This is a genomic window from Limnobacter litoralis (assembly GCF_030160455.1).
Classification (GTDB): Bacteria; Pseudomonadota; Gammaproteobacteria; order Burkholderiales; family Burkholderiaceae_B; genus Limnobacter; species Limnobacter litoralis.
In genome coordinates this window covers 91,450-114,809 of record NZ_BSOJ01000027.1, presented here as the reverse complement: position 1 = coordinate 114,809, position 23,360 = coordinate 91,450, and the positions used below count along the sequence as shown (strand labels likewise).

22 protein-coding genes are annotated in these 23,360 nt (G+C 55.6%); 5 read left to right on the top strand and 17 right to left on the bottom strand.

Going from position 1 to position 23,360, the window contains the following annotated elements; genetic code table 11:
- Positions 1-259: 259 nt before the first annotated feature.
- The gene (locus tag QQJ87_RS11410) at positions 260-844 is read right to left on the bottom strand and encodes an acetate uptake transporter (protein ID WP_284281868.1); all 585 of its coding nucleotides are present in this window, start codon (positions 842-844) and stop codon (positions 260-262) included.
- Between the two features lie 87 nt (positions 845-931).
- Complete coding sequence (locus tag QQJ87_RS11405) at positions 932-2,650, bottom strand: putative bifunctional diguanylate cyclase/phosphodiesterase (protein ID WP_284281866.1); 1,719 nt, start codon at positions 2,648-2,650, stop codon at positions 932-934.
- Between the two features lie 37 nt (positions 2,651-2,687).
- Here QQJ87_RS11405 and greB point away from each other — a divergent pair, with 37 nt between their 5' ends.
- Positions 2,688-3,239: a transcription elongation factor GreB gene (gene greB / locus QQJ87_RS11400; RefSeq protein WP_284281864.1), complete on the top strand. Its 552-nt coding sequence runs from the start codon at positions 2,688-2,690 to the stop codon at positions 3,237-3,239.
- A 7-nt stretch (positions 3,240-3,246) separates the two neighbouring features.
- Here the strand turns inward: greB and QQJ87_RS11395 are convergent, their stop codons facing one another.
- The 8 genes from QQJ87_RS11395 to QQJ87_RS11360 all read right to left on the bottom strand — a co-directional run bounded on the left by QQJ87_RS11395 (position 3,247) and on the right by QQJ87_RS11360 (position 11,251).
- Complete coding sequence (locus QQJ87_RS11395) at positions 3,247-5,505, bottom strand: RelA/SpoT family protein (protein ID WP_284281863.1); 2,259 nt, start codon at positions 5,503-5,505, stop codon at positions 3,247-3,249.
- Positions 5,506-5,555: 50 nt separating this feature from the next.
- Complete coding sequence (minE, locus tag QQJ87_RS11390) at positions 5,556-5,810, bottom strand: cell division topological specificity factor MinE (RefSeq protein ID WP_284281862.1); 255 nt, start codon at positions 5,808-5,810, stop codon at positions 5,556-5,558.
- 4 nt (positions 5,811-5,814) lie between these two features.
- Positions 5,815-6,627, bottom strand: a complete 813-nt coding sequence (gene minD, locus QQJ87_RS11385; protein ID WP_284281861.1) for a septum site-determining protein MinD — start codon at positions 6,625-6,627, stop codon at positions 5,815-5,817.
- Positions 6,628-6,637: 10 nt separating this feature from the next.
- Positions 6,638-7,432 carry a septum site-determining protein MinC gene (minC, locus tag QQJ87_RS11380; RefSeq protein ID WP_284281860.1) on the bottom strand — a complete coding sequence of 265 codons (795 nt, stop codon included), beginning with the start codon at positions 7,430-7,432 and terminating at the stop codon, positions 6,638-6,640.
- A gap of 86 nt (positions 7,433-7,518) precedes the next feature.
- Positions 7,519-7,725, bottom strand: a complete 207-nt coding sequence (gene rpoZ / locus QQJ87_RS11375) for a DNA-directed RNA polymerase subunit omega (protein ID WP_284281858.1) — start codon at positions 7,723-7,725, stop codon at positions 7,519-7,521.
- A gap of 15 nt (positions 7,726-7,740) precedes the next feature.
- Positions 7,741-8,385: a guanylate kinase gene (gmk, locus tag QQJ87_RS11370; RefSeq protein ID WP_284281856.1), complete on the bottom strand. Its 645-nt coding sequence runs from the start codon at positions 8,383-8,385 to the stop codon at positions 7,741-7,743.
- 63 nt (positions 8,386-8,448) lie between these two features.
- Positions 8,449-9,126, bottom strand: coding sequence for a hypothetical protein (locus QQJ87_RS11365; protein ID WP_284281855.1), 678 nt, complete (start codon positions 9,124-9,126; stop codon positions 8,449-8,451).
- A gap of 22 nt (positions 9,127-9,148) precedes the next feature.
- Positions 9,149-11,251 (bottom strand): alkaline phosphatase family protein, encoded by a 2,103-nt coding sequence (locus QQJ87_RS11360; RefSeq protein ID WP_284281854.1) that lies wholly within the window; start codon positions 11,249-11,251, stop codon positions 9,149-9,151.
- 194 nt (positions 11,252-11,445) lie between these two features.
- Here QQJ87_RS11360 and QQJ87_RS11355 point away from each other — a divergent pair, with 194 nt between their 5' ends.
- Both QQJ87_RS11355 and QQJ87_RS11350 read left to right on the top strand, forming a co-directional pair.
- Positions 11,446-12,657: an iron-containing alcohol dehydrogenase gene (locus QQJ87_RS11355; RefSeq protein ID WP_284281853.1), complete on the top strand. Its 1,212-nt coding sequence runs from the start codon at positions 11,446-11,448 to the stop codon at positions 12,655-12,657.
- Between the two features lie 108 nt (positions 12,658-12,765).
- Complete coding sequence (locus tag QQJ87_RS11350) at positions 12,766-13,131, top strand: hypothetical protein (protein WP_284281851.1); 366 nt, start codon at positions 12,766-12,768, stop codon at positions 13,129-13,131.
- On the opposite strand, the gene QQJ87_RS11345 is transcribed toward QQJ87_RS11350, so the two are convergent.
- Positions 13,128-14,300, bottom strand: a complete 1,173-nt coding sequence (locus tag QQJ87_RS11345; protein ID WP_284281850.1) for a hydroxymethylglutaryl-CoA reductase — start codon at positions 14,298-14,300, stop codon at positions 13,128-13,130. The two genes, QQJ87_RS11350 and QQJ87_RS11345, sit on opposite strands and share 4 nt — an antisense overlap.
- Positions 14,301-14,564: 264 nt before the next feature.
- Between QQJ87_RS11345 and QQJ87_RS11340 the strand changes: the two genes are divergently transcribed.
- Positions 14,565-16,088, top strand: a complete 1,524-nt coding sequence (locus tag QQJ87_RS11340) for an alkaline phosphatase family protein (protein ID WP_284281849.1) — start codon at positions 14,565-14,567, stop codon at positions 16,086-16,088.
- Between the two features lie 81 nt (positions 16,089-16,169).
- Positions 16,170-17,288 (top strand): SDR family oxidoreductase, encoded by a 1,119-nt coding sequence (locus QQJ87_RS11335; protein WP_284281848.1) that lies wholly within the window; start codon positions 16,170-16,172, stop codon positions 17,286-17,288.
- A 16-nt stretch (positions 17,289-17,304) separates the two neighbouring features.
- On the opposite strand, the gene QQJ87_RS11330 is transcribed toward QQJ87_RS11335, so the two are convergent.
- From QQJ87_RS11330 to QQJ87_RS11305, 6 genes are all read right to left on the bottom strand, one after another.
- Complete coding sequence (locus QQJ87_RS11330; RefSeq protein WP_284281847.1) at positions 17,305-18,897, bottom strand: gamma-glutamyltransferase family protein; 1,593 nt, start codon at positions 18,895-18,897, stop codon at positions 17,305-17,307.
- Between the two features lie 15 nt (positions 18,898-18,912).
- The gene (locus QQJ87_RS11325) at positions 18,913-19,752 is read right to left on the bottom strand and encodes a sulfite exporter TauE/SafE family protein (protein ID WP_284281846.1); all 840 of its coding nucleotides are present in this window, start codon (positions 19,750-19,752) and stop codon (positions 18,913-18,915) included.
- A gap of 109 nt (positions 19,753-19,861) precedes the next feature.
- The gene (locus QQJ87_RS11320) at positions 19,862-20,788 is read right to left on the bottom strand and encodes a hypothetical protein (RefSeq protein WP_284281845.1); all 927 of its coding nucleotides are present in this window, start codon (positions 20,786-20,788) and stop codon (positions 19,862-19,864) included.
- On the bottom strand, positions 20,781-21,506 hold the full coding sequence (locus tag QQJ87_RS11315; RefSeq protein WP_284281843.1) for a phosphonate ABC transporter ATP-binding protein: 726 nt from the start codon (positions 21,504-21,506) through the stop codon (positions 20,781-20,783). The genes QQJ87_RS11320 and QQJ87_RS11315 overlap by 8 nt, the downstream gene beginning before the upstream one ends.
- Positions 21,503-22,384: a phosphonate ABC transporter, permease protein PhnE gene (gene phnE / locus QQJ87_RS11310; protein WP_284281841.1), complete on the bottom strand. Its 882-nt coding sequence runs from the start codon at positions 22,382-22,384 to the stop codon at positions 21,503-21,505. Before phnE ends, QQJ87_RS11315 begins: the two co-directional genes overlap by 4 nt.
- 3 nt (positions 22,385-22,387) lie before the next feature.
- Positions 22,388-23,254: a phosphate/phosphite/phosphonate ABC transporter substrate-binding protein gene (locus QQJ87_RS11305; protein ID WP_284281839.1), complete on the bottom strand. Its 867-nt coding sequence runs from the start codon at positions 23,252-23,254 to the stop codon at positions 22,388-22,390.
- Positions 23,255-23,360 lie beyond the last annotated feature (106 nt).

Genomic DNA, 23,360 nt, shown 5'->3' with positions numbered 1-23,360 from the left:
GCCTGCCACTGCGCGCTGGGCTCAAAAGCACGACTCTCATGCTTCACTGATTCAATTCCAGACATCATCCCTTTCTCCTTGAATATCCTTGGATGCCTTCACAGAGGAATGCCTTTTAAATTTTCAAAATCGAAAATGAGGTCCTGTTTTGAAGACATTTCAAGAATGGACGCGCTCAACTTCTCTGACCGAGATACGCATCTGTAAGTTTGTAGAGTCGAGGCCAATCATGGCCTCGAGTGCCCTGTCTCAGCTCAAATCAGCTGATCATCGGTCCGATAGGAAGAACTACTTTTCCAAAAACATCGTTCAATACTTGCGCCATGGCAGTGTAAATGGCAGATGCTCCGCAAAAGATACCTTCGTAGCCCGTGAAAGAGCTTAGTGTTTTATCGCCGGTTGCCTCGCCGTAAGCCAGCAGAAAAAACAGCAATACCAGCGTACCGAATACGACCTGAAGTGCCCTGTTCAGTTTGAAAGTTCCAACAAACAGAAACAAGGTCAAAACCCCCCACATGGCAAGGAAGAATGACATGGCTGTTCCGTTTGGTCCGTCAATACCCATCGGGGTTTTTGACATAACGATCAAACCAACCAACGACAGCCAAAATGCACCATAGCTTACGAAAGCGGTGCATGCAAAAGTGTTTCCCTTTTTCCACTCCATTAAGCCAGCGATAAGCTGGGCTAGTCCACCATAAAAGATGCCGAGACCCAGAATCATGGTGTTCAAACCGAAAAATCCGGCGTTGTGAAGGTTGAGCATCACGGTCGTCATTCCGAAACCCAGCAATCCAATCGGTGCTGGGTTTGCCGTCATGTCCTTCGTTAGTACTTCAGTCATATCCTCTCCTGCTGATTTGTATAGGTATAGGATGCCCGTTGCGAACATCGTGAAGATCGGACATTGCTGATCGCAATAAGTTTCGGGTCAGATAAGTTTATTTTGAATGGGATTCAGCCATTCCAGCAATCTGTTGCAGTCAAGCGGTTTGGCATACAAGTAACCTTGCAGCCTGTCGCAACCCATGTCAATCAGGGTCTGTCGCTGGGCATCGGTTTCAATGCCCTCGGCGTGCACGGTCAGCTTCAAGGCGTGCGCCAGATCAATCACAGCCTTGACAATCATCTGGCTGCTGGGGTCATCCAGCAAATCCATGACGAAGCTTTTGTCGATTTTCAGCACGTCCACAGGCAAGGCCCGCAGGTAGTTCAGTGAGGCGTAGCCTGTGCCAAAGTCGTCCATGGCGATTTGGCAACCGTAACTGCGAAGATTCTTCAGGGCTTGCACTGTTCGATCCATATCGTCAATCGCAGCCGATTCCGTGATCTCGAATTCGATCCATTTGGGATCCAACCCTCTGGACAAGATGTGTTCACAGGCCGTTTTTGCGAAATCCGCATTCAACAACTGCCCGGGCGAGCAATTGACTGCGCACCACAACAAGTGGCCTTTTTGATGCAAATCCAGCAGACGATCCACCGCATGTTCAAGCACCCAGAAGCCCAAGGCTTCGATCAATCCCGAGTCTTCAGCAACGCCGATGAATTCCTGCGGCATGATGCGACCCAGTGTGGGGTGGGTCCAGCGAACCAGGGCCTCTACACCCACAACTTTTTGGGTGCTCAGGTCTTCGACTGGCTGAAAATCCAGGGTTAATTCGTTGTGTTCGATGCCGTGGGCCAGGCCTTTTTCGATGGCCTTTCGGCGGGCCGCTGCCTGGTGTGTGCTGGTTTGCAAGGCATTGAACAAGCCCTTGTTGTCAGCCTGTAAAACGGCACACACGGCCTGGGCATGTTGCACAAGGTCTGCAGGTACAGTTCCGTCGGTGCCAATTCTTGCCAGTCCAATGTGGATGGACGGGCGCACTGGAATACTCTCGATCACGAAGGGTCGACACAGTTCAGATTCGATACTGTCCAGCCTGTCGACAGACTCACTCAGAGGCCTGTTCCAGTCAAAGCCGCCCGTGATCACCACCAGCAGGTTTTCACTCCAGCGGCAAACGATGTCGTTTTTAAACAGTTGCTGGCATCGCTCCAGTGTCTTTTGCATGCCCAGCTTTTTGATGCTGAAGCCGGCATTGGCATCTTGCACATTGCGTCGGCTCAGGCGGATGGTCAGCAAGGCGAGGTCTTGCCTGCCTTCATTCTGCCCCAGCAATTTCGGCAATGTGGTTTCCAGGCCCAGCCGGTTCAAAAGCCCCGTGCCAGAATCGAAAAACACCGCTCGTCGGTGAGCCATTTCCAGCTGTGCTTTCTCGTGTTTCAGCTTGCGGGTGTTCAGCTCTCGCTCAATGGCCGGCACCAGGCGCTCGGGTTTTGATTTTTCAACGTAATCGCGAATGCCGCCCTGCATGGCCAGCACGCCCAGGGCGTCCGTGGCATGGCCTGAAAGCAGAATCAAGGGGGTGTCAGGCCGATACTCATTGACCAGTCTGGCGGCTTCATCGTGGGTGATGTCGGGCATGGAGTAGTCGCAAATCACGATGTCAGGCGCAACCCCTTCCAGTGCTTCTCGCAAATCGGCTGGATTGTCGACATGAATCAGCGCCGCGTTGGGCCAGGTCTGCAGTACCCTGCGCTGGATCAACATGAAATCATCATCGCTGTCATCGACTACAATGAGTACGGGTGATTCCTGATTCATCGACATCCCTGAATTTGACTTATTCAAAGCATAAACCATGAGCAAAGCTTTTACGAAAGAAAATGACGCAGATTTGGACGCCGATTCTGATGCGGGTGCGCCAGCGCTGCCACAAGGTCTGAAAAACTACATGACCCCAGCCGGTTACAAGGCCATGCGCGATGAACTGGCTCACTTGGTCAAGAAAGAACGACCTGAGATGGTGTCGATTGTGTCTTGGGCAGCGTCCAATGGCGACCGCTCTGAAAATGGGGATTATCTCTATGGCAAAAAGCGCCTGCGCGAGATCGACCGCCGGATTCGCTTTTTGACCAAACGCACAGAAATCGCTGAAGTGGTTGACCCGGCAACCCAGCAAGAACTGGACATGGTGTTTTTCGGGGCCACGGTGACTTATTTGAATGGCAAAGGCGATGAGATGACGGTCAAGATTGTTGGCATTGACGAAGTCAACCCGGCCATTTCGCACATCAGCTGGATTTCCCCGGTGGCCCGTGCCTTGATGCGCGCCAAGGTCGGCGATGTGGTGGTGGTGCAAACCCCGGCTGGACCCGACGAACTGGAGATTTTGAACATTCAGTATGTGTAGGGCCGCCCTAGGTGGATGAGCTGGCCACCACCAGTCGGCTTTTCACGAATGATTTGCCTTTGACCCGTGTCACCCGTTCCACGTATTCAATGCGGCGCAAAGCCATCAGGATTTTGGCCAGGTGGATGCGGTCACTGACCTGGATGGTGAAGTGCAGTAACTTGCGGTAGGGGGTTTCGTCCGACATGGACAGGTTGGTGATGTTGGCCCCGGCGTCAGACAGTGTAGCGGCGATGGTGGCCAAAGCGCCTTTTTCGTTGATGACCTGAAGGTCGACATTCACATCAAACGGACGGACAATTTCGGGGGCCCACTGCACGTCGGTCCAGCGCTCGGGCTCTTTGCGAATTTGTCGTCGTGCAATTTCGCACTCGTCGGTGTGAATAATCAACCCGGTGCCTTTTCGCACATAACCGATGATTTTGTCGCCAGGAATGGGCAGACAGCAGGGCGCACGCTGAACGGAAATGCCCTCGCCACCGTGAATCAAAATGGGCGCGCGATTCTGGCTGCCGCCTGCGGCGGGCGCTGCCAATTCGACGCTGGTGGCAAGCGGTGTGCCGTCCAGCCGGGCGTCCATTCGACCCAGTGCAATCAGCACGCGGCGGGCCACCACCGGTGCCACGCGACGTCCGGCACCAATGTCGGCCAACAATTCTTCGCGGGTGCTGACCTGCGAGTCTTTCAGCAGTTTGTCCCACACTTCAGTGCCCATCTCGGCCAGTCGAATGTCGTCTGCCTCAAGGGCTTGATCCAGAAGCCGTGTGCCCAGGCGCACGGTTTCTTCCAGGTTCATTGATTTCAAGTAGTGGCGAATTTCCGAGCGGGCTTTTCCACTGCGCACGAAACCCAGCCACACCGGGTTGGGGCGTGAATGGGGGGCGGTGATGATTTCGACCACATCGCCGCTTTTCAGGACGGTGCGCAAAGGCTCGATCACCTGATTCACACGCGCTGCCACGCACTGGTTGCCGACGTCGGTGTGCACGGCGTAGGCGAAATCGACCACGGTTGCGCCACGCGGCAGGCTCATGATTTTGCCGTTGGGCGTGAACACATACACGGCGTCGGGAAACAGGTCCACCTTGATGTGTTCGAGAAACTCGGCCGAGTCGCCGGTTTGGTTTTGAATGTCGAGCAGGCTTTGCAAGAGCCGGTGGGTTTGGGTTTGAAGCTGGTTCAAGCCCGCGGCCTCGCCTTTGTAAAGCCAGTGGGCTGCAATGCCTTTTTCAGCCACCTGATGCATTTCCTCAGTACGGATTTGGAATTCAACCGGGGTGCCATAAGGGCCCAGCAAGGTGGTGTGCAGGCTTTGGTAGCCGTTGACCTTTGGAATGGCGATGTAGTCTTTGAACTTGCCGGGCACCGGTTTGAACAACTGGTGCAACATGCCGAGCGCCATGTAGCAATTGGGCATGTCTTTGACGACCACTCTGAAGCCATACACATCCAGCACCTGTGAGAACGACAGGCGCTTTTCAATCATCTTGCGGTAAATGCCATACAGCGCCTTCTCGCGCCCGTACACTTGGGATTCAATCTTTGCGTCGCCAAGGCATTTCTCCACAGCTTCCAGAATTTTTCCCACCACTTCACGTCGGTTGCCGCGCGCGGCAAGCACCGCTTTGCGCAGCACGTTGTAACGAAGGGGGTAAGCGTGTTTGAAGCTGAGTTCCTGCAGTTCACGGAAAATTTCGTTCAAACCGAGGCGGTGGGCGATGGGGGCGTAAATTTCAAGCGTTTCGAGGGCAATGCGTCGTTTTTTGGCTGGGCTCATGATGTCCAGCGTTCGCATGTTGTGCAGCCGGTCGGCCAGTTTCACCAGAATGACGCGCAGGTCGCGGGCCATGGCCAGCAGCATTTTTCGAAAATTTTCCGCCTGTGCTTCCTCGCGGGAGGAAAACTCCATCTTGTCGAGTTTGGACAAGCCATCCACCAGTTCAGCCACCGCGGGGCCAAATCGGTCGATCAGGTCTTCTTTGGTGGCACCCGAGTCTTCCATGACATCGTGAAGCAGGGCGGCTTGCAAAGCCTGCCCGTCCAGACGCCAGGAAGCACACAGTTCTGCCACGGCAATGGGGTGAGTAACATAGGGTTCGCCAGTGGCGCGAAACTGGCCAAGGTGTGCAACATCAGAGAATTTGTAAGCCTCACGGACGCGTTTGACCTCGGCCTCGGGCAGATAGGACGAGGCCATGTCGATGAGTGGCGAGATCGAGACGACGTGTTGTCGTGTTTGCTCTGGCTGTGATTCCCTGGCTTGCATTAACCCCCGCAACATGTACTGCTTGAAACTCTCACTCTTATTGTGCGGAATTAGTGCTGATCCGGCAAGACGATATTGACTTCCAGCATTTCCATGTTGCCCTGCTTCTGCAGATTGAACTTCACATCCTCCTGATCAATCTTGACGTATTTCGAGATGACCTGCATCAATTCGTCCCGCAACTGGGGCAAAAAGTCGGGGCCGTCCTCGCCCACGCGCTCACGGGCGATGATCAGTGAAAGTCGTTCTTTTGCAACACTGGCGGACTTTTTCTTCTCGCCAAACAGCATGGTTAACAATGACATGCGCTCAGCCTCCGAACAGACGTTTGAACAGCCCGGGCTTTTCGTAGTCTACAAAGCGCAGGGGTTTGGTCTCACCCAGAAAGCGTGAAATGCAGTCTTGGTAGGCGGTGGCTGCGTCGTTGTTTTCAGCGTGAACCACGGGCATGCCCTGGTTGGAAGCCTGCAGCACGGTTTCTGATTCCGGGATGACGCCGAGCAGGGGCACGCGCAGCAGGTCGGCCACATCTTTGTAGCTCAGCATTTCGCCTTCTTCGGCGCGCTTGGCGGAATAGCGGGTGATTAGCAGGTGTTCTTTGACGGGCTCGCCGCCTTCTTTGGCGCGTTTGCTTTTGGCCTGCAAAATACCGATGATTCGGTCCGAGTCGCGCACGGAAGACACCTCGGGGTTGGTGACCACGATGGCTTCGTCGGCGAAGGTCAGCGCCATTACGGCGCCACGCTCAATGCCGGCTGGGCTGTCGCACACAATGTATTCGTAACCCATTTCAATCAGGTCTTTGATGACCTTTTCAACGCCTTCCTCAGTGAGGGCGTCTTTGTCGCGGGTCTGCGACGCTGGCAGAATGGACAGGGTGGGGCAGTGCTTGTCTTTGATCAGAGCCTGCTGCAGCGTGGCTTCGCCGTTGATCACATTGACCAGGTCATACACCACGCGACGTTCACAACCCATAATCAGGTCGAGGTTGCGCAGGCCTACGTCGAAGTCGATCACGACGGTCTTGAAGCCGCGCAGGGCAAGCCCAGCGGCAAAGCTTGCGCTTGTTGTGGTTTTTCCTACGCCACCTTTACCAGATGTGACAACAATAACTCGACTCACGAATAGTCTCCTAACGGATGTTGATGGGCTTGAGCCGCAGTTGGGCGGGCTCTTGGGCTTCATCGAGAACAATTAAAGTGGGTTTGCTGCGGCTTTCTTCGGGAAAGCCTGCTTCAAATGTCAAATAATAACCGGCCACTGCCACCAGTTCGGCCTCAAAACAAGTTGAGATGATTCGGGCCTGGCGGTCGCCCGCTGCACCGGCCAGTGCGCGGCCACGCAACACTCCGTAAACGTGCACATTGCCGTCTGCGATGACCTCGGCGCCATGCGACACCTGCCCCATGACGATCAGATCAGCGCCTTGGGCGTATATTTTCTGACCACTGCGAACCGGGTTGTCGATCACCAGCGTTTTGCGCGCGGTGACTTGGGCCACGGCTTGCACCTCTGCAACTGGTTCGTCCACAGGTGTTGCAGGCGAGGGTGTCTCGGCCTCTGGGGCCGCTGTCCGTGCCTCTGGGTCCGCTGTGAGGGCCTCGCCAGATTCACATTTCAGGCCCATGTCTTCGGCAATGGCCTCAATCTCGGGCAGACTGCAGCGAACTTCAACCAGATGCACCCCGGCAGCGTCAAACACCGACTTGACGGTTTTCAGGTCAAAACCGAATTCTTCAAGGTCTTGGGTCGCCCAGGCGGAAAGGTCGAGCACAGCAGGTTCGACTGTGTACATGCTGGGCTTTTTGCCCAGTCGTTTGCCAAGGCTTTCAACAATGGCGGCAAGCGGACCGGGTTCGCAATGCACGGCCAAGGCGTTCAGCTTGGCAAACCGGATTTCAATGAGGGCCTGGTTGCTTGTATTCAAGTGTGTAGATCCTGACGAACAAAGCCCGAGCCATGTGGTCTCGGGCTTTGGTCACTGTGTTGGTAACAGCAGCGAGCGGTAGTTGCTTAGACAGGAACCCGCTTCAGCATTTCCGTGCCAATGTGCCCGGCTGCAATTTCACGCAGGGCGATCACGGTGGGTTTGTCGCGGTTGACTTCAACTTTTGCAGTGTGGCCTTGGGCGAGCATGCGTGCACGATAAGCGGCACAAAGGGCGAGTTCGAATCTGTTGGGAATTCTTTTCAGACAGTCTTCAGTCGTGATACGGGCCATCTTGTGTCCTTGAAATTACAAACCAATGTTTTTGAGTTGATCGCCGTGGCGGGCCATCTGCTGATTGAAGCGACAGCGCGAAGCGATCACGATGGATTTTAGCTCGAGCAAAGCCTGCTCGAAATTGTCGTTAAGGATAACATAATCGAACCGCCGAGCTTGCTCGATTTCCAGTTGAGCGGCACCCATTCTTTTCAAAATGACGGCTTCGCTGTCTGTGCCACGCCCACGCAGGCGCCGTTCAAGCTCTTCCAGGCTGGGTGGCAGTATGAATATCGACACCACATTGGGTACTTTGCGCACCACCTGTTCTGCACCTTGCCAGTCGATCTCCAACAGCACATCGCGGTCTGCAGCCATTTCACTTTCGACCCAGTGGCGCGAGGTGCCGTAGTAATTGCCATGTACATGGGCCCATTCCAGAAAACCATCGTCTTCCCGCAGGGCTTCAAACTGGTGTTCACTGATGAAATGGTAATGAACGCCGTCTTCTTCGCCGGGCCGGGCTGTGCGCGTGGTGCTGGAAATCGAGAGACTGATGCCTTCAATGCTGTCCAGCAGTGCCTTGACCAGTGACGATTTGCCCGCGCCGGAGGGGGCGCTGACGATGAACAGGCTGCCAGAATACTGGTTGTGTGCGGGTTGTGCGGGTTGGTTCATGAAGAGGCGGACACCGGAAATTACCGCCATTATATGCGCGATTCCGGTGTGCCTGTGTGAGCATCAGTCTCCGCTGATGTCGGCATTCGCATCGTTGCGAATGTAGCCTTCGTCTTTGAAGCGGAATGTCTTGGCCAGGTCAAACGGCTTGGTGGACACTTTGGTGATTTTCCAGATGACATCACCCTTGTCATTCAGAATGGTGGTTGGCAGGGCTAGCTTTTTGCTCCAGCACACCTGGGTGTCGTTGATGTTCTGCGTGTAGCTGTACCAGTTGCAGGGTGGGGCTGTTTTGTCGAGCTTGGTTGTGGGGGGCTTTTTCATCGTGCGAACTTCGTATTTGCCCACCGGCGGGTTCAGGCCGTGTGCCAGCCCAAACCAGCTTGTGAAGTTGCCCACCCGGTACAGGTTGGTGCGGTCCACCACGGTTTCAATTTTCTTTTGACTGTCCAGCACGGTCATGGTCCAGTCGTCGTCGGCCTTGTTGACCACGAATGTGGTGATGCGCCCATCGGTTTCTCGGCGCAGGCGCAGGTTTCTGTCGCGCCAAACCTTTAGGGTGTGGGTTTTTCCGCCGCTTTGGTATTGCGCTTCAAAGTAAGTGGCGGCGGGTTGCCGTTGTGTGTCAAATGCCTTCTCGAAAGTGAGTTGTGGGGCGGCTTTGGCGAAAGCGCCGGTGCCGCTGACAAGGAAAAAAGCCGCCCAGCAAGCCGGGCGGGTCAAAGCGTGTTGCAATTTCATTGTTGTTCAACAACCTTTCTGATTAGTTACGGACAGCCTGCGCATAGTCAAAGTAGCGGTAGGTTTTGCCATCGACTGTCAGGTCTTTCACCTTCAGGTTGATGGAGTACTGGCCGCCTGTCATGGTGGCGTCGTTGGTGGCACCTGTCAGGTCGGTTGGCACTTTGAAGGTCAGTCCGGTGGCAGGCGTTGCGGGGTTCATGATGCTGGAAGCCACGCTCGGCGTTGAACTGCTGACCGGCTTGGCCAGCGCTTCGTTGATGACACGCCCATCGGCCTGCGGCATGCTGAGGCCAAACAACTGAGCCACAGTGGGTGCAACGTCCACGTTGCCAGTGGGGTCGCTTACGGTCACTCCGCTCTTGAAGCCGGGGCCCATGGCCAACAGGGTGTTGTGCACATCGATCGGGCTGAAACTGCCGTGCATGCCGCGCTGGCCGCCTGCACTTTCAAATTCAATACCGGGCATGCCCTGTATGACCTGTTGTGAATCCCAGGTGAAGCTGACCACCACATCGGGTTGACCATGGTTTTGGCGGGTGGCGTTTTCCAGGTTGACGTCTTTCATCATCAATGTGCCTGGAATGTTGCCATACCGGCTGTCTACAAACACAGCGCCATATTGTTCGCGGCTTTGCAGGAATTTCACCAGGTTGGTGACAGTGGTGGAGTCGTGGCTGGGCACATAGAAGTAGTCGGAACCGCCGTTGGTGGCTACCACGATGCCGTTGGCTGGCAGGGTGGCGGGCACTTTGAAGGTGTTGACCGAGCTGATGGCCTGGTAATTGTGGTCTTTCGTTGTACACGTGGGGTCGTTTTTGACTGGCACCACAGGTGTTCCATCGCTCTTCAGGCCATACATGGCGGATGTTGAGCAACCATTGCCGTCGAAGGCCTGAAAACCGGCGTAGGTCAGCAGGTCAGCCGAGCGAACGTCGCCAGAAAACGAGAAGCCGTTGATTGGGTCTTTCGCGCCAATTGTTGCATTGCTGGTGCCGTTGTTGACACTGGTGCTTGCGTTGATGGTGAGCAGCGGGAACAGGCTGGTCGGCCCACTGACGCTGCTGTGGCCGTGGTCAGACACCACCACGATGTTGGTTGTGCTGTCCATGTTGTTGGCTTTCAAGGCGGACATCAGTTCGCCCAGGCGTGTGTCTTGAGACTGCAAACCTTTGTGGTAGTTGGCCGAGCCCGGGCCATAGCCGTGCTCTTCATTGTCGGGCGTGCGGAACCAAATGACAGACAGGTCTGGCTTTTTCTTGGGCAGAATGTAAGACGTGTACACGCCCAGCATGTACTTGTTCGCGGCGTCTTCGGGCGCACCCTGTGTGCTGTCTGTGGAGTCGCGCGCAGCCACTGTTAACACGCCATTCGGGTCGTAATTGGTGATCGGGAAGGTGATGTAGCCAGCCCGTGCGGTGGGGTCGCCGTTGCCTGTGGCCAGTGTGACCGGGTCAGCCGTGTAATGCTGGTCGTTCACAACATTCTTGGGCAGTGCGATGTTGGCGGCCTGTAGTTCCGTCGCCAATGATCGGGGGGCCACGGTGTTTTCGTCAATGAAGTAACCGCCACGGCCCAGGTCCTGAATGTAAGCTGCACCCGATTTGCCCACGGCGGCAGTCGTCAGACCTGCGTCTTGCGCAGTTTTAAACAGGGTTTTAACCAGCAGCAACTGATTGCCGTAGTAGCTGTTGAGGGTGTCCAGCACTTGATAGTCTTCGGTGAAGACGGGGTCTTGGTAGTCCTGAGTGCCGCCGGACGCCGTTTTACCGGCTGGAATGGTGCCGTTGGTGTTGGTGGCATCGGGCGGTGTCCAGAAGGTGTTGCCGTAGAAGCCAGAGGTCTTCGGGAAGGAACCTGTTGCAAACGACGAACCATTCATCATCGTGAATGTGGGGTAGGTCGAATGGTTGTCTGCGAAGTTCACGCCTTTCTGCTGAAGGGCATACAGGTTCGGTGTGTCAGTCGGGTTGATTGAATCAGGCCGCAGGCCGTCCCAAACCATGATGATGGTGCGTGTTTTGGTGGCTGCCACCGCGTTGTTGTCGCCGTTGCAGGCGCTTAGTCCAGCCGCCCCGGCCATCAGGGCCAGCATTGCCGCTGCAATTTTGTGTTTCGTTAACATTCCTTAACTCCTTGAATGAGGAGCCCTGAATGTAATGATTCAATTTTTCAGATCCGTGACGAAAGTGGGTCGGGTTAACCCGAATTTGAAAATCTCTTCCAATCGTCGGCATTGGAATGAAACTTCCACTCATTTGAAGCCAATTTCGGGAATTAGCCAGTACCATGTTGGAAACAAAAACCGGAGACAAACACATGTTGCACACTCTCGAAGTCATTTTCTTGCGCATCTACATGGTGATTTTCAAGGCAGTCACCTTCATCATGCCGTTCAAGTGGCCACAAACTTTTGAGGGGCCAGATTCTTCCCTCACCTTGGTGCGCGCCATGGCGCAGCGTGGGTACAAGCGCGTGTTGATTGTGACCGATGCAGTGTTGGTCAAGCTGGGTGTGCTCGACAAGATGAAAGCCGAGCTGGAAAAGCTGGGCGTGACGTACGCCATCTATGACGGCGTGGAGCCCAACCCGACTGTGGCTCAGATCGAGGCTGGCTATGACATTCTGGTTCAAAACCGCTGCGAGGCCATTCTGGCTGTGGGCGGCGGTTCACCCATTGACGCCGCCAAAATGATTGGTGCACGCGCCAAAAACAAGAAGCCCATCGTGAAAATGACGGGGCTGTTCCGCGTGTGGCGTGGCATGTTGCCGCTGTTTGCAGTGCCCACTACGGCGGGCACTGGTTCCGAGTGCACAATTGCTGCGGTGGTGACTGACCCCGAGCAAAAGCGTAAATTGCCCGCGATGGACCTGAAATTAATGCCCACCGCCGCTGCGCTGGACGGGGCTTTGATGACTGGCTTGCCCGCGCACATCACCGCCGCCACGGGCATGGACGCCCTGACTCACGCGGTGGAAGCCTACATTTCCCGCAACGCGATGAAGCGCACCGATGAAAAGGGCGTTGAGGCAGTTCAGTTGATCATGAAATACCTGGACACGGCAGTGACCGACGGCAGCAACATCGAGGCGCGCCAGAAAATGGCCCGTGCGTCTCATCTGGCCGGCATCGCGTTCACACAGGCGGGCGTGGGTTACGTACACGCCATCGCCCACAAGTTTGGTGCGATGTACCACACCCCCCACGGCTTGGCCAATGCCATCGTGATGCCTTACGTGCTTGACTATTCATTGCCCGACTGCACGGCCCGCCTGGCTGAATTGGCCCGGTACTGCCACATCGGCCTGTCCACCGGCAGCGACCAGCAGCAGGCCGAGGCCTTCATTCAGCGCATTCGCGACATGAATGCGAAGTTCGGCATTCCGACAAAGCTGTCTACCTTGAAACAGGAAGACATCCGTGAAATTGCGAAATCGGCCTTGAACGAAGCACGCTTTACGTATGCCGTGCCACGCTACATGACCATGCCAGTCGCCGAGGGCTTGATTCGCCAGATGCTACCCGCCTGAACCGAGGGGGATTCCTTTTGGGGAAGCCCCCTGGTGATTGAATGGGTCTAAGATGGGTTCATGACGAATGCATGAACCCGTTTTTATTGGTAAGGAGGGTTTTCAAACATGAAAGTGGCCATCCTTGAAGATTCAGCCCCATTTCAGATTCTGATCGAGCACTATGTGCTGCAAGCTCACCCGGCTGCCCAAATCGAGTTTTTCGACAAGGGTGACGTCCTGCTAAAGCGCATTGGCAACCAGAGCTTCGATTTGGTGGTGGCAGACCTCGACCTGTGGCATTGCGAATCGGCAATTACCATTTCAGCCCTTGAAGCGCTGATGGAGTCAGACCCCACCGAGCTGGTGGTGTTTTCCGTGGGCAACACGGTTGCCGAACCCCTGTTGAACAAATGGGAAGGTTGGGTTCGGCAGATTTGCGGATTCAGCGGTGACCAAACCCTGTTGCGCGTGCTCAACGAACTGGCGCTTTAACTCCGGTTTCGGCCATAGGCGTCGTGCGATGAGACCCACTCATCGGACATGATGGCCGAAATCAGCGACAGGTCGCCTGCCAGTACGGTGGCCCCCACAATTTCCGCCAGCTTGCGGGCCTTGCCCTCGCCGTTGCACCCCAGCATTGTTAAGCATTCTGCCTGAGTTGATAGCCCGGTGCCGCCGCCTTTGGTGGCACAAATGACGGACGGCAGGGTGCAGGAGTAGTACAAATCCCCCTCGGGCGTGATGTCCATGAACGAAAAGCCGGTGTGCGATTCCACGACATTGGCCTCGTCCTGCCCGGTGGCAATAAACAGTGCAGCAATGCCATTGGCCGAATGTGGGCCGTTGTAGGCGGAGCCCGCCAGCATGGCGCCCAAATAGCTGCGCTGCCTTTGCTTGAAAATGATCTCGGGTGTGGTACGGGCCCTTTGCGCAAGCACATCCCGCTTGACCACGCATTCGGCAACCACGCGTTTGCCTCGGCTGTGCATCAGGTTCATGTGCGAATGTTTTTTGTCGGTTTCGATGGCTCCGCTCAGTGAAAAGTGAATCACGGGCTCGGGCGAGTGGGCCAAAATCCATTGGCTGGCCGCGTGTGCGGCTTTGCCCGTCATGTTTTGCCCGGCGGCGTCGCCCGTGGAAAAGTTGAAGCGGGTGTACACCATGCGGGCAATTTGCCAGTGCTGGATGTTCAGCAGCTTGCCGTGTCGCGTGGTGCTCTCTGCTGCAGCCGTGATGGCGGGCAGGGTGGCCTGCATCCATTGAACAAATCGCTTGGCCGCCCTTGCGTCTTCAAATTCGAACATGGGCGCGCGCTGCATGTTGTCGTCGATGACCGTGGTTTTGACACCACCCGATTCAGACAGCATGCGCATACCCCGGCTGTAGCTGGCCACCAGTGTGCCCTCGGTGGTGGCCATGGGTACATAAAACCAGCCTTGCGCGTCTTCACCGTGGATCAACACCGGCCCGGCAACGCCCACTGGCATTTGCACCACGCCGATGAAGTTTTCGGTGTTGTTGCGTACACTCTCTGGCGGCAGGGAATAATGCCCGGTGTGGGTCAGGCTGACGCCTGTTTCAGCCTCCAGAAACGCCCGCCTTTGACGGGCAGAATCTTCGGTGTAGTTGTCGTCGAATCGGGGAATGGGTTTGCGGCTCATGTCTCGGTTGTTGTGGCTGGTCTACCCCGATTCTAGCCCTAGTCCAGAAAGTCAGACAGCTTCCAGTGCCTGTATTCCCACTAAATTAGAGGTATTAGACGGGGACGTAGGTGGCTTAAGTTCGTCTGTATTGGGTTTTAACGGCTTGAAAGTTGGCTGCTTACTGTGACAAATCAGTGAATAGTCACACTGAGGGTTTCTTCTTCATCCGGACCTGATCTTGAGCAGTATGAGCGTAGTACTCATTATTCAGGAAATACAACCATGGTCAGTCGCCGCCGATTCCTCGGAAGCCTTTCAACCGCAGCCGGTTCAGCCATGCTGGCCAGTTGTGGTGCCGATTCAAATGTGCTGGGCAGCAACACCGCTGCAAGCTCCCCTTCTGTCAGTGCCAGTCAAGCTGGATCAGCCGGCAATGGCATGGGCATTGCGGCCAAAGACATGAACCTGCCCGCCTTGCCCCATCCTGATGAGTCAGGCATCGAGCACATTGTGCTAGTCATGATGGAAAACCGCTCATTCGACCATTACTTGGGTTGGGTGCCGGGCGCGGAAGGCCGGCAAGCTGGTTTGAATTTCCCCGATCGCAAAGGTCGCCCCGTGGGTTCCTTTTACCTGGCGGATGCACCGGGCTACGGCTACCAAAGTTGTGGCAAGGAAGACCCGGACCACAGTTATGCTGGCGGTAGAAAGCATTTCAACAATGGGCAAATGAATGGCTTTCTGGAGACCATTGGCGATGCGGGTGTGGACGATGACCATTTTCCGGTTGGCTATTTTCAGGAAAAGGATTTGCCGTTTTTCTCAGGGGTGGTCAAGAACTACACCGTGTGTGATCAGTACCACCACGGTTTGTTGGCGAGCACATACCCCAACCGTATTTACATGCACGCCGGGCAAACTGACCGCGTGGACAATGCCATGACTACATCTACGCTGACCACCATTTGGGATCTGCTTCAGGCCAAAGGGGTGACGGGCACTTATTATTTTCAGGACTTGCCTTTGACTGCGTTGTGGGGGCAGAAATACCTGAACATTAGCCAACCTTATGAAAAGTTTTTGCTGGATGCCAAGTTGGGTACTTTGCCCTCGGTCTCTTTTGTGGACCCCCGGTTTTTGGGCGAGAACCCGCAGGGTGTGTCCAATGACGATCATCCGCAGGCGGATATTCGAAACGGTCAGGCTTTTTTAAATGGCGTTTACGAGGCCTTGCGCACCAGCCCGCTGTGGTCGAAAACGCTGTTGGTGATCAACTACGATGAGTGGGGCGGGTTTTATGATCATGTGGTGCCGCCTTACGCGCCGGTTACTGCGCAGGAAGCCAAAATTCCGAATGATGGTTTGTTGGGTTTCAGGGTGCCTTGCGCCATCATTGGGCCGCGGGCTCGCCGCAATCACGTGTCGCACTTTCGGTTTGACCCCAACTCCATTCTGAACATGATTTCATGGCGGTTTGGCCTGCCTTCGCTGGGTGCCCGGGGGGACTGGTCGGTTAATCTGGCCCATGCGCTTGATTTTTCAACCGCGCCCAACTTGAATGCACCCGCGTTCAATGTGCCTGGTGGTCCGTTTGGTGGTGAGTGTCAATCCGGACTGCCCAACCCTGTTCCTAATGTGGGTGCTGATCCGGCTTCCAGTCTGGCCAATACAATTCTGAGTGGATCAACCGCGCCTGGTGTCGGTACTGCAGGCTATTCGAGCATGTCCTTGACCAACTTGGCGCACAATCTGGAGTGGTTGCAATTGAAAAGCAAGGCTCAGGCGTTGGGCTTTTTCCAGCCGTAGATTAGGGTTTTCCTGCCCCTAATTCAGGGCTAAGATTCATCCCTTACCGTAGCGCTTTTATAGTGCATATTGCGGCTTTTCATGAAATATTCACCAACGCTCTTTCTGACCGGTGCCACAGGTTTTATCGGTGGTGCCGTGGCGGCCCGTCTGATCAGAACACCAAAATGGGCCAATTGCCTGTTTCTGGTGCGTGCATCCACGCCCGAGGGCGGCGTCAGCCGTCTTGCTCATGTGTTGAAAAGTCACGATGTAACTGACGAACTGCTGGAAAAAATTCGGCCTGAACAAATCATTTGTGGCAGTTTGACCGATGTCAGCAGCTGGGAGAATGACCCTCGTCTGTTGTCTGTGGTCGATGTCATCAGCTCGGCTGCTGTGGCCTCGTTTGGCAATCACCCCAGCATCTGGCCGACCAACGTGGACGGCGTGATGGCGATGGCCCGCCGGTTCAATGAAATTGGCAAATTGCGCCGTTTTCTGCACCTGGGCACGGCCATGGCTTGTGGACGGCAGGCGCCCATTCCGGTGCCTGAAGGGTACGACGCCGGCGCAGACACTGATCCGTTTTTGCAGTACACCGAAAGCAAGTATGAAATAGAGCGTCGCCTGCGCGCTGAGTTTCCGGCATGGCCTTTGGTGGTGGCCAGGCCTTCAATTGTGGTTGGGCACACCCGTTTGGGCTGCCAACCTTCTGGCAGTATTTATTGGGTTTTCCGCATTGCGCGCGCGTTGAAGTGCTTCACCAGCGATTTGAACCAGCGGGTGGACGTGATACCGGTGGACTATTGCGCGAAGGTGATTCATCACCTGATTGAGAAACCCACCCTGAAATACACCGACTATCACATTTCAGCCGGACCCCAGCGCGCCTGCACGTTTGAGGAAATTGACGCTGCGATTGCCACTGCCATTGGTGAAATGCCGATGGGCACCTCTTACAAGGTAAAAACCTTTGAGGAAATTGCGGAAATGCAGCACCGTTTCAAAGACCTTTTGGGGCCTTGCAACCGTCGAATAGTGCTGCGCGCCATTCGCAGTTACGGCAGTTTTGCCTTCATGGGCATGCTGTTTCAGAACGACAGGTTGATTGAAGAGGGGCTGGATTTGCCACCCCCCTTGACCAGTTACGCCGGGCTTTGTCAGAAGACCAGCCACAATCAGCTGATCTCCGAACAAATGAAGTTTGACTACAAGTAAGAACCAGTCGGCACACTTACCAACAGGCCACGCTGCCGTCTGACCGCGGATCAGCAGCGCCTTCCATCATGCCACTGGGGTGGCGTACCACAGCCCCTGCGTGGCCCATGGTGTCGCTGAAGGCCTCGGGTAGCACCTCCAGATCATGCCCCGCCGCTTTCAGTTGCTCCACCAGGGCGGGGTCAAAACGACTTTCCAGTTTCAGTGTGGTGGTTTCTTCGCCCCAGGTGCGCCCCAACAACCAGCGAGGGGCGGTGACTGCCTGCTGCAGACCTTGGTTGAATAGCCCGTACCGACTGAACACGGCAGATTGCGTCTGCGGCTGACCCTCACCACCCATGGTGCCGTAAACCATGGTTCGACCGTCCTTGAAGCGGGCCATGGCCGGGTTGAGTGTGTGGAAGGGTTTGCGACCCGGTTGCAGATAATGCAGGGCGGTGGGGTTCAGTGAAAAGCTGATGCCCCGGTTCTGAAACAGCACGCCGGTGGACTGGCTGACCACGCCCGAGCCAAATTCCCAGAAAATACTCTGAATGAAACTGGCCGTGCGCCCTTCAGAATCGATGCAACCCATCCAGATGGTGTCGCCCTGCCAGGGGTCTTGTGGCCAAGGCAAGGCTTTGCGCATGTCGATATTCGAGGCGCGTGAGTGCATGGCCTCACGGGTCAGAAACTCATCGGGACTGACCGTCATGTAGGCCGGGTCAGTGCAATAGCGATCTCTCACCAGAAATGCTTGCTTGGTCGACTCCACCAGCCCGTGAATGTGCTCAAAACCTTCGGCGCTTTGAACCTTCAACTGATCAAAAATACCCAAAATCATGAGCGCAGCCATGCCTTGCGTGGGTGGCGGCATGTTGTACAGCGTCGCATTGCCAAGTTCAGTGCTGATGGGCGGACGCAAAGTGGCGTTGTAGCCTTGCAAATCCGCCAATGTGACTGGGCTGCCTGCACGGGCCAGGTCTTCCGCCATGGCCTGGGCCAGTTCACCCCGGTAAAAATCGTCCAGACCTGCCTGCCCAAGCCGCTGCAAAGTGTCAGCCAGCGCGGTTTGTTTCAACAACTGGCCTTCTTCGGGCAGGGCGTTGTTGATCAGATAGGTCTCGTTGAAACCTGGTGAGTCTTTCAGTTCAGCGTGTTTGATCTTGGTCAGCCTGGCCTGACTGGGTGTGACGGCAATGCCTTGCCGCGCGTGGTGCGCGGCATCGTGCATCAGGCGGCTCAAGGGCAATTTACCGCCCCATTGGCGAGCCACTTCACTGGCTTTGGCCCAGCCACCCAGCGTACCGGGCACGGTCAGTGCAGCCAGGGGGCCACGGGTCGGGATGCTGTTGTACCCGCGCCCTGTGTAGAACTCCGGACTTGCCGCTGCTGCAGCCGGACCACAGGCGTCGATGCCGATGGGCGCTTTGCCGGGTTCGCTTAAAATCCAGAAGCCGTCGCCACCGATGGCGTTCATGTGTGGGTACACCACAGCAATGGCCGCTGCCGCGGCCAGCATGGCCTCTGCAGCGTTGCCGCCTTCTTTGAGTACATCACGCCCTGCCTGTGACGCAATGTGATGTGGGGATACAAACACGCCCCCTAGGGCCCTTTTGGTGTGAATCATGTCAATCAGTCCAGTTTAGTGAGTCAGCAGGCTGTACAACATTTTGAAGGAAGTCAAAAACAGGAAAAACGCAAAGGCCTGTTTGAGCCGGTCGGGTTTGGTGCGGCTGGCGAGTCTTGCACCCACTGGGGCCATCCACATCGTCATGGGCACGATGAGTGCGAAGCCGATCAGGTTGACGTATCCAAAGGTGAAGGGGGGACGGTGCGCCACATGCAAACCATTCAGCACGAAGCCAAGTGCACCTGGAATACTGATGACCAGCCCGATGGCCGCCGCAGTGCCCACTGCCTTGTGAACCGGCACGTTGAATGCGGTGAAGATCGGCACGCTGAGCGTACCGCCACCAATGCCCATCAGCGTGGAAAAACCGCCGATGATTGCGCCGATGAACTGCTTCCAGGGTGCCCCGGGCAACTGGTCTGCCAAGGCTGAACTTTTGGCGCGGAATGCCATGTTCAGGGCCACCAGCAGACCGACCACCCCGAAGATGCCAGACAGCACGGGTCCTTTGAAATAACCGCTTAAAAAGCTGCCGACGATGACCCCGCCAAACAGCGGCCAGGCCAGGCTTTTCAGCAGGTCTTTGTCCAGATTGCCTTTGGCTGCATGGCTTCGGGCAGACATAAACGAAGTGGGCACAATGGTGGCCAGCGAAGTGCCCACTGCCACGTGCATCTTCACGCTTTCATCCACGCCCAGCAGCGAAAACAGGTTGTACAGCACTGGCACGATGACGATGCCGCCACCCACACCCAACAAACCCGCCAGAACCCCTGCAATCACCCCTGTGAGGCCGAGCGACAGAAAAAGCCCTGCCACCCACCACAGGGAGTGGCCGTTTAAAATGTCCATGAAATTGTCCGTTTAATAGCTTGATTAGCGATTTGATTGATACTGAATGCGAAATGCAGTTTTGAACATGCATGGGATTCAGGATTGACAGATGCACAATATTAGTGCGTCACACAGTTCTGCTGGTGTAATAGCCGCGGCCAATTCGCTGAAAGTAGGAGGTGTGCGCAGCACTGCCCTCTGGCCAATTGGACAAAAACGACTCAATCCAGTCCGTTTGCGGGTAATCAATCGGCAATTGCTCAACCCAAACGCCGTGTTTGATCTCCAGCGATTTGAAGCTTGGGTGGCGGCTGGGTCTTGTGCCGATCCGCGTGAGCAGACCGCAGTGACTGTGTGGCACGCTGGGCATGCCCGCAGCGCCGTTGTTGCTGACCAGCAGGGGCTTGCCTGCTGTGTTGGGCAAGCAGAAAAAACCGGCAGTGCAAGTGTGGCTGCTGGCGAACACGTCCACCTCAGCCTGTTCAAATACACTGCGCAGCCAGTCCTGATTCGCGGCGTTTTCCAGTTCAGCAGGATCAAACCGCCAGCCTGAAAGCGATTCTGCGTCTCCGTGAACCACACCCACATTGACTGCCCCAACGCGGTAGCGCCTGAAAAAAGGCAGCTTGACCAGCATGCTGGTCAATTCAGGAAAATGCTGCGCGGTGGTCTTTAAGCCGGTGTGTATGCGGTTGGATCTTTCCACCGTACCCTGGTCAACGGTATCCGGGTATGCACAACCACAGTCGGGTGCATCCAGCGGTTCGGCCAACTCGGCCTCCACATTGCCTGCAATGGCGTCGTGTTTCAGCACGGCTTCATTGATCTGCTGAAAGCTGGTTGGGTCTACATTGAACCAGTTGAAGTCGCCGTTGAAGCAGATCCGTGCGCCCTCGGCCGCCGCCATGGCCTTGATTTTGGCCAGCGCAAACGGATTGCCGTACAGGCCACCGACCACATACAGGCAATTTGCCTCGGTGACTTGCGCTTGGGCAATGTTCCGAGGACTGTATCGGTATCGAATCGGGCAGGCGCGCCCCGCCTTTTCAGTCATACAAGGCACTCAATCGTTGTTCAAGTTGGTCGTCCACAGGGCAGTCCAGCACGATCTTGCCAGCTTTCAATCCGATGACCCGATCGGCCAGCATTGGCACCAGCGCCTCATTGTGCAACACGCTGATCAGGGTGCGTTGGTGGCTTACCCTGCGCAACAGTTCGCAGGTGTCGCGGGCTGCAGTGGGGTCCAGCGCGGCAGTGGGCTCGTCGGCCAGTATCAGGGACGGTTGTTGCATCAGCATGCGGGCAACCGCCACTTTTTGCCTTTCCCCGCCCGACAGCTTGTCGGCCCGAACGCCTGAAAAACCGGCCATGCCCACCGTGTGCAGCGCATCCATGGCTTTTTGGGTTTCAATCGGGGTGAACAGACGCGCCCAACTGCTCAAGCGCGGCATGGCGGCCAAGCCGCCTATCAGCACATTTTCCAGCACAGTCAGCCGCCCCACCAAGTGCAGACCCTGAAACACCTGGCCGGTCTGGCTTCGAACTTGCCGTAGCTTTCTTTCACCGGGGTGTGGGTACACCGGTTGATTATTCACCAAGACACGGCCTGTTTGAGGGCTTATAAAGCCCGTCAGCAATTTCAGCAGGGTTGATTTGCCCGCACCGTTTTTGCCCAGCACGGCCACGTGTTCTCCCGATTGAATGTGAAGGCTTTCAACGTCCAGCAGGGTTTTCTGCCCCGCACGGCACACCGCGTTCTCGATGTGAATCATAAAAGCGCCTGTCGAATACGGCGGCTCAGGCTGTCAAACACCGTGACCATCAATACGACGACCAGCAAAATGGTCGACAGTCGCCCCCACTGGAACAGGCTGACCGATTCAGAGATCAGCAAACCCAGACCACCCGCGCCAATGATGCCCAGAATGGTGGAGTCCCGAATGTTGTATTCCCAAATGTACAAATGGCTTGAAACCCACTGCGGAAGCACATTGGGCCACACTGCCAGAAAGAATGTTTGTGAGGGGCTGGCCCCCACAGCCCGCACCGCTTCAATGGCCGCCATGTCCAGCGTTTCAATGCTTTCTGCGAACAGCTTGCCGTAGGTTCCCATGCTGTGGAACGCGATGGCCAAAATGCCGGCTGTTGGCCCCAGCCCGACAATGCCCACCAGCACGAGACCGAACACGAGTGTGTGAATGGATCGGGAAATGTCCAGCACCATTTTGGATGCGGCCGACAACCACTTCGGAGAACGCAGGTTTTTGGCGGTGAACACCGCAAAGGGCAAAGAAAGGAGGGCACCCAGCAGGGAGCCGAGTGTTGCAATCTTGAAAGTCACCCAAGCTGCGATCAGCAGTTGTTTGTCATATTCTGTTTCTACCAGGCGTCTGTTCTCGGTGCGCAACACAGTGCCGTCGTCGCTTTTGTATTCGTAGTGGGTGTTGCCAAACCAGATGTCCAGAAAGCTGGGGCGGACAAATTCGGTGCCGGTCTTGATCAGGTTGTCAAGGGGGTTGCGCCCCAGGCTTAGATCGTCCGATCGGGAAAAGCTGGCCAGGCACACCGCGACGATTGCCGCGTAGGCCAAGGCCAGCCCCAGAAAACCAAGGCGGCCTTTCAGCCGCGTCAGAAACTGCGTAAAGGTCATGCTTTATTTGGGTTGCAGCCTGCCCGTGGCCAAGCCAGCGTCGCGAATGGGTTTGTAATAACTGTTGTCTGATTTCACAAAGCCAGTGTAGCGGGGTGGAAGCAACTCGGGTTGGCTTTTCAGCTCGGTTTTAAGGTCTTCCAGCGCAGATTGCAATTTGGCCACAAATGCCTTGTCTTTGTACAGTTTCTCACTGACAGCAACCGCATCGTTGGGCAGGGGGTCTGACTTCCAGATAATTTTTGAATCACTGGCCTTGATCAGTCCTTCGGCGATCATGGTGTCGCGGTTGCGGTTGTAATCGGCACCTGCGTCGATGGCACCTTTGGTCACCTGGGCTTCAATGGCTGGGTGCTCGGTGTAAATGACTTTCGAGAAATACGTGTCTGGATTGATGCCCTGCTTTTGAAAATAATAGAAGGGGATCAGATAGCCTGAGGTTGAACCTTTGTCAGCGAAGGCAAAGGTTTTGCCTTTGAGGTCTGCCGGGCTGTTAATACCGCTGCCCGGGTGGGTGATCATGATGCCGTAGTAAATGGGTTTGCCTTCGTATTCAATGGTGGCGACTGCCTGGGCCTTTGCTTCGTTGTTTGCAAGCACATAACCCCAAGGGCCCATCAAGGCCACATCGGTCTCCCCGTTGGCCAGTGATTTGGCCAAGCCCTCCCAACTTTCTACCGTGCGTAGTTTTACCGGCATGCCCAGTTTTTTGGACAGGTAATTGGCCAGAGGGGTATACGTGGCGTCGTTTTTATCCTTGGTGGGTTGGTACATGCCCACCGCAAACTGCAAAGTGGGTGCTGCGTAAGCCGTTGAAATCAATGAAGCCGCGGTCACGGTGGCAATCATTAAGTGTCTAATAAGTTTCATGGTTTTCCTTAGTTGGCAAGTGAGTAATAAACCCGGAAAGTACGGTCTGCAGTTTAATTATTTGTCACATTCGTCTACTGCTGCAAAAAGGTTACAAATTTTTCGA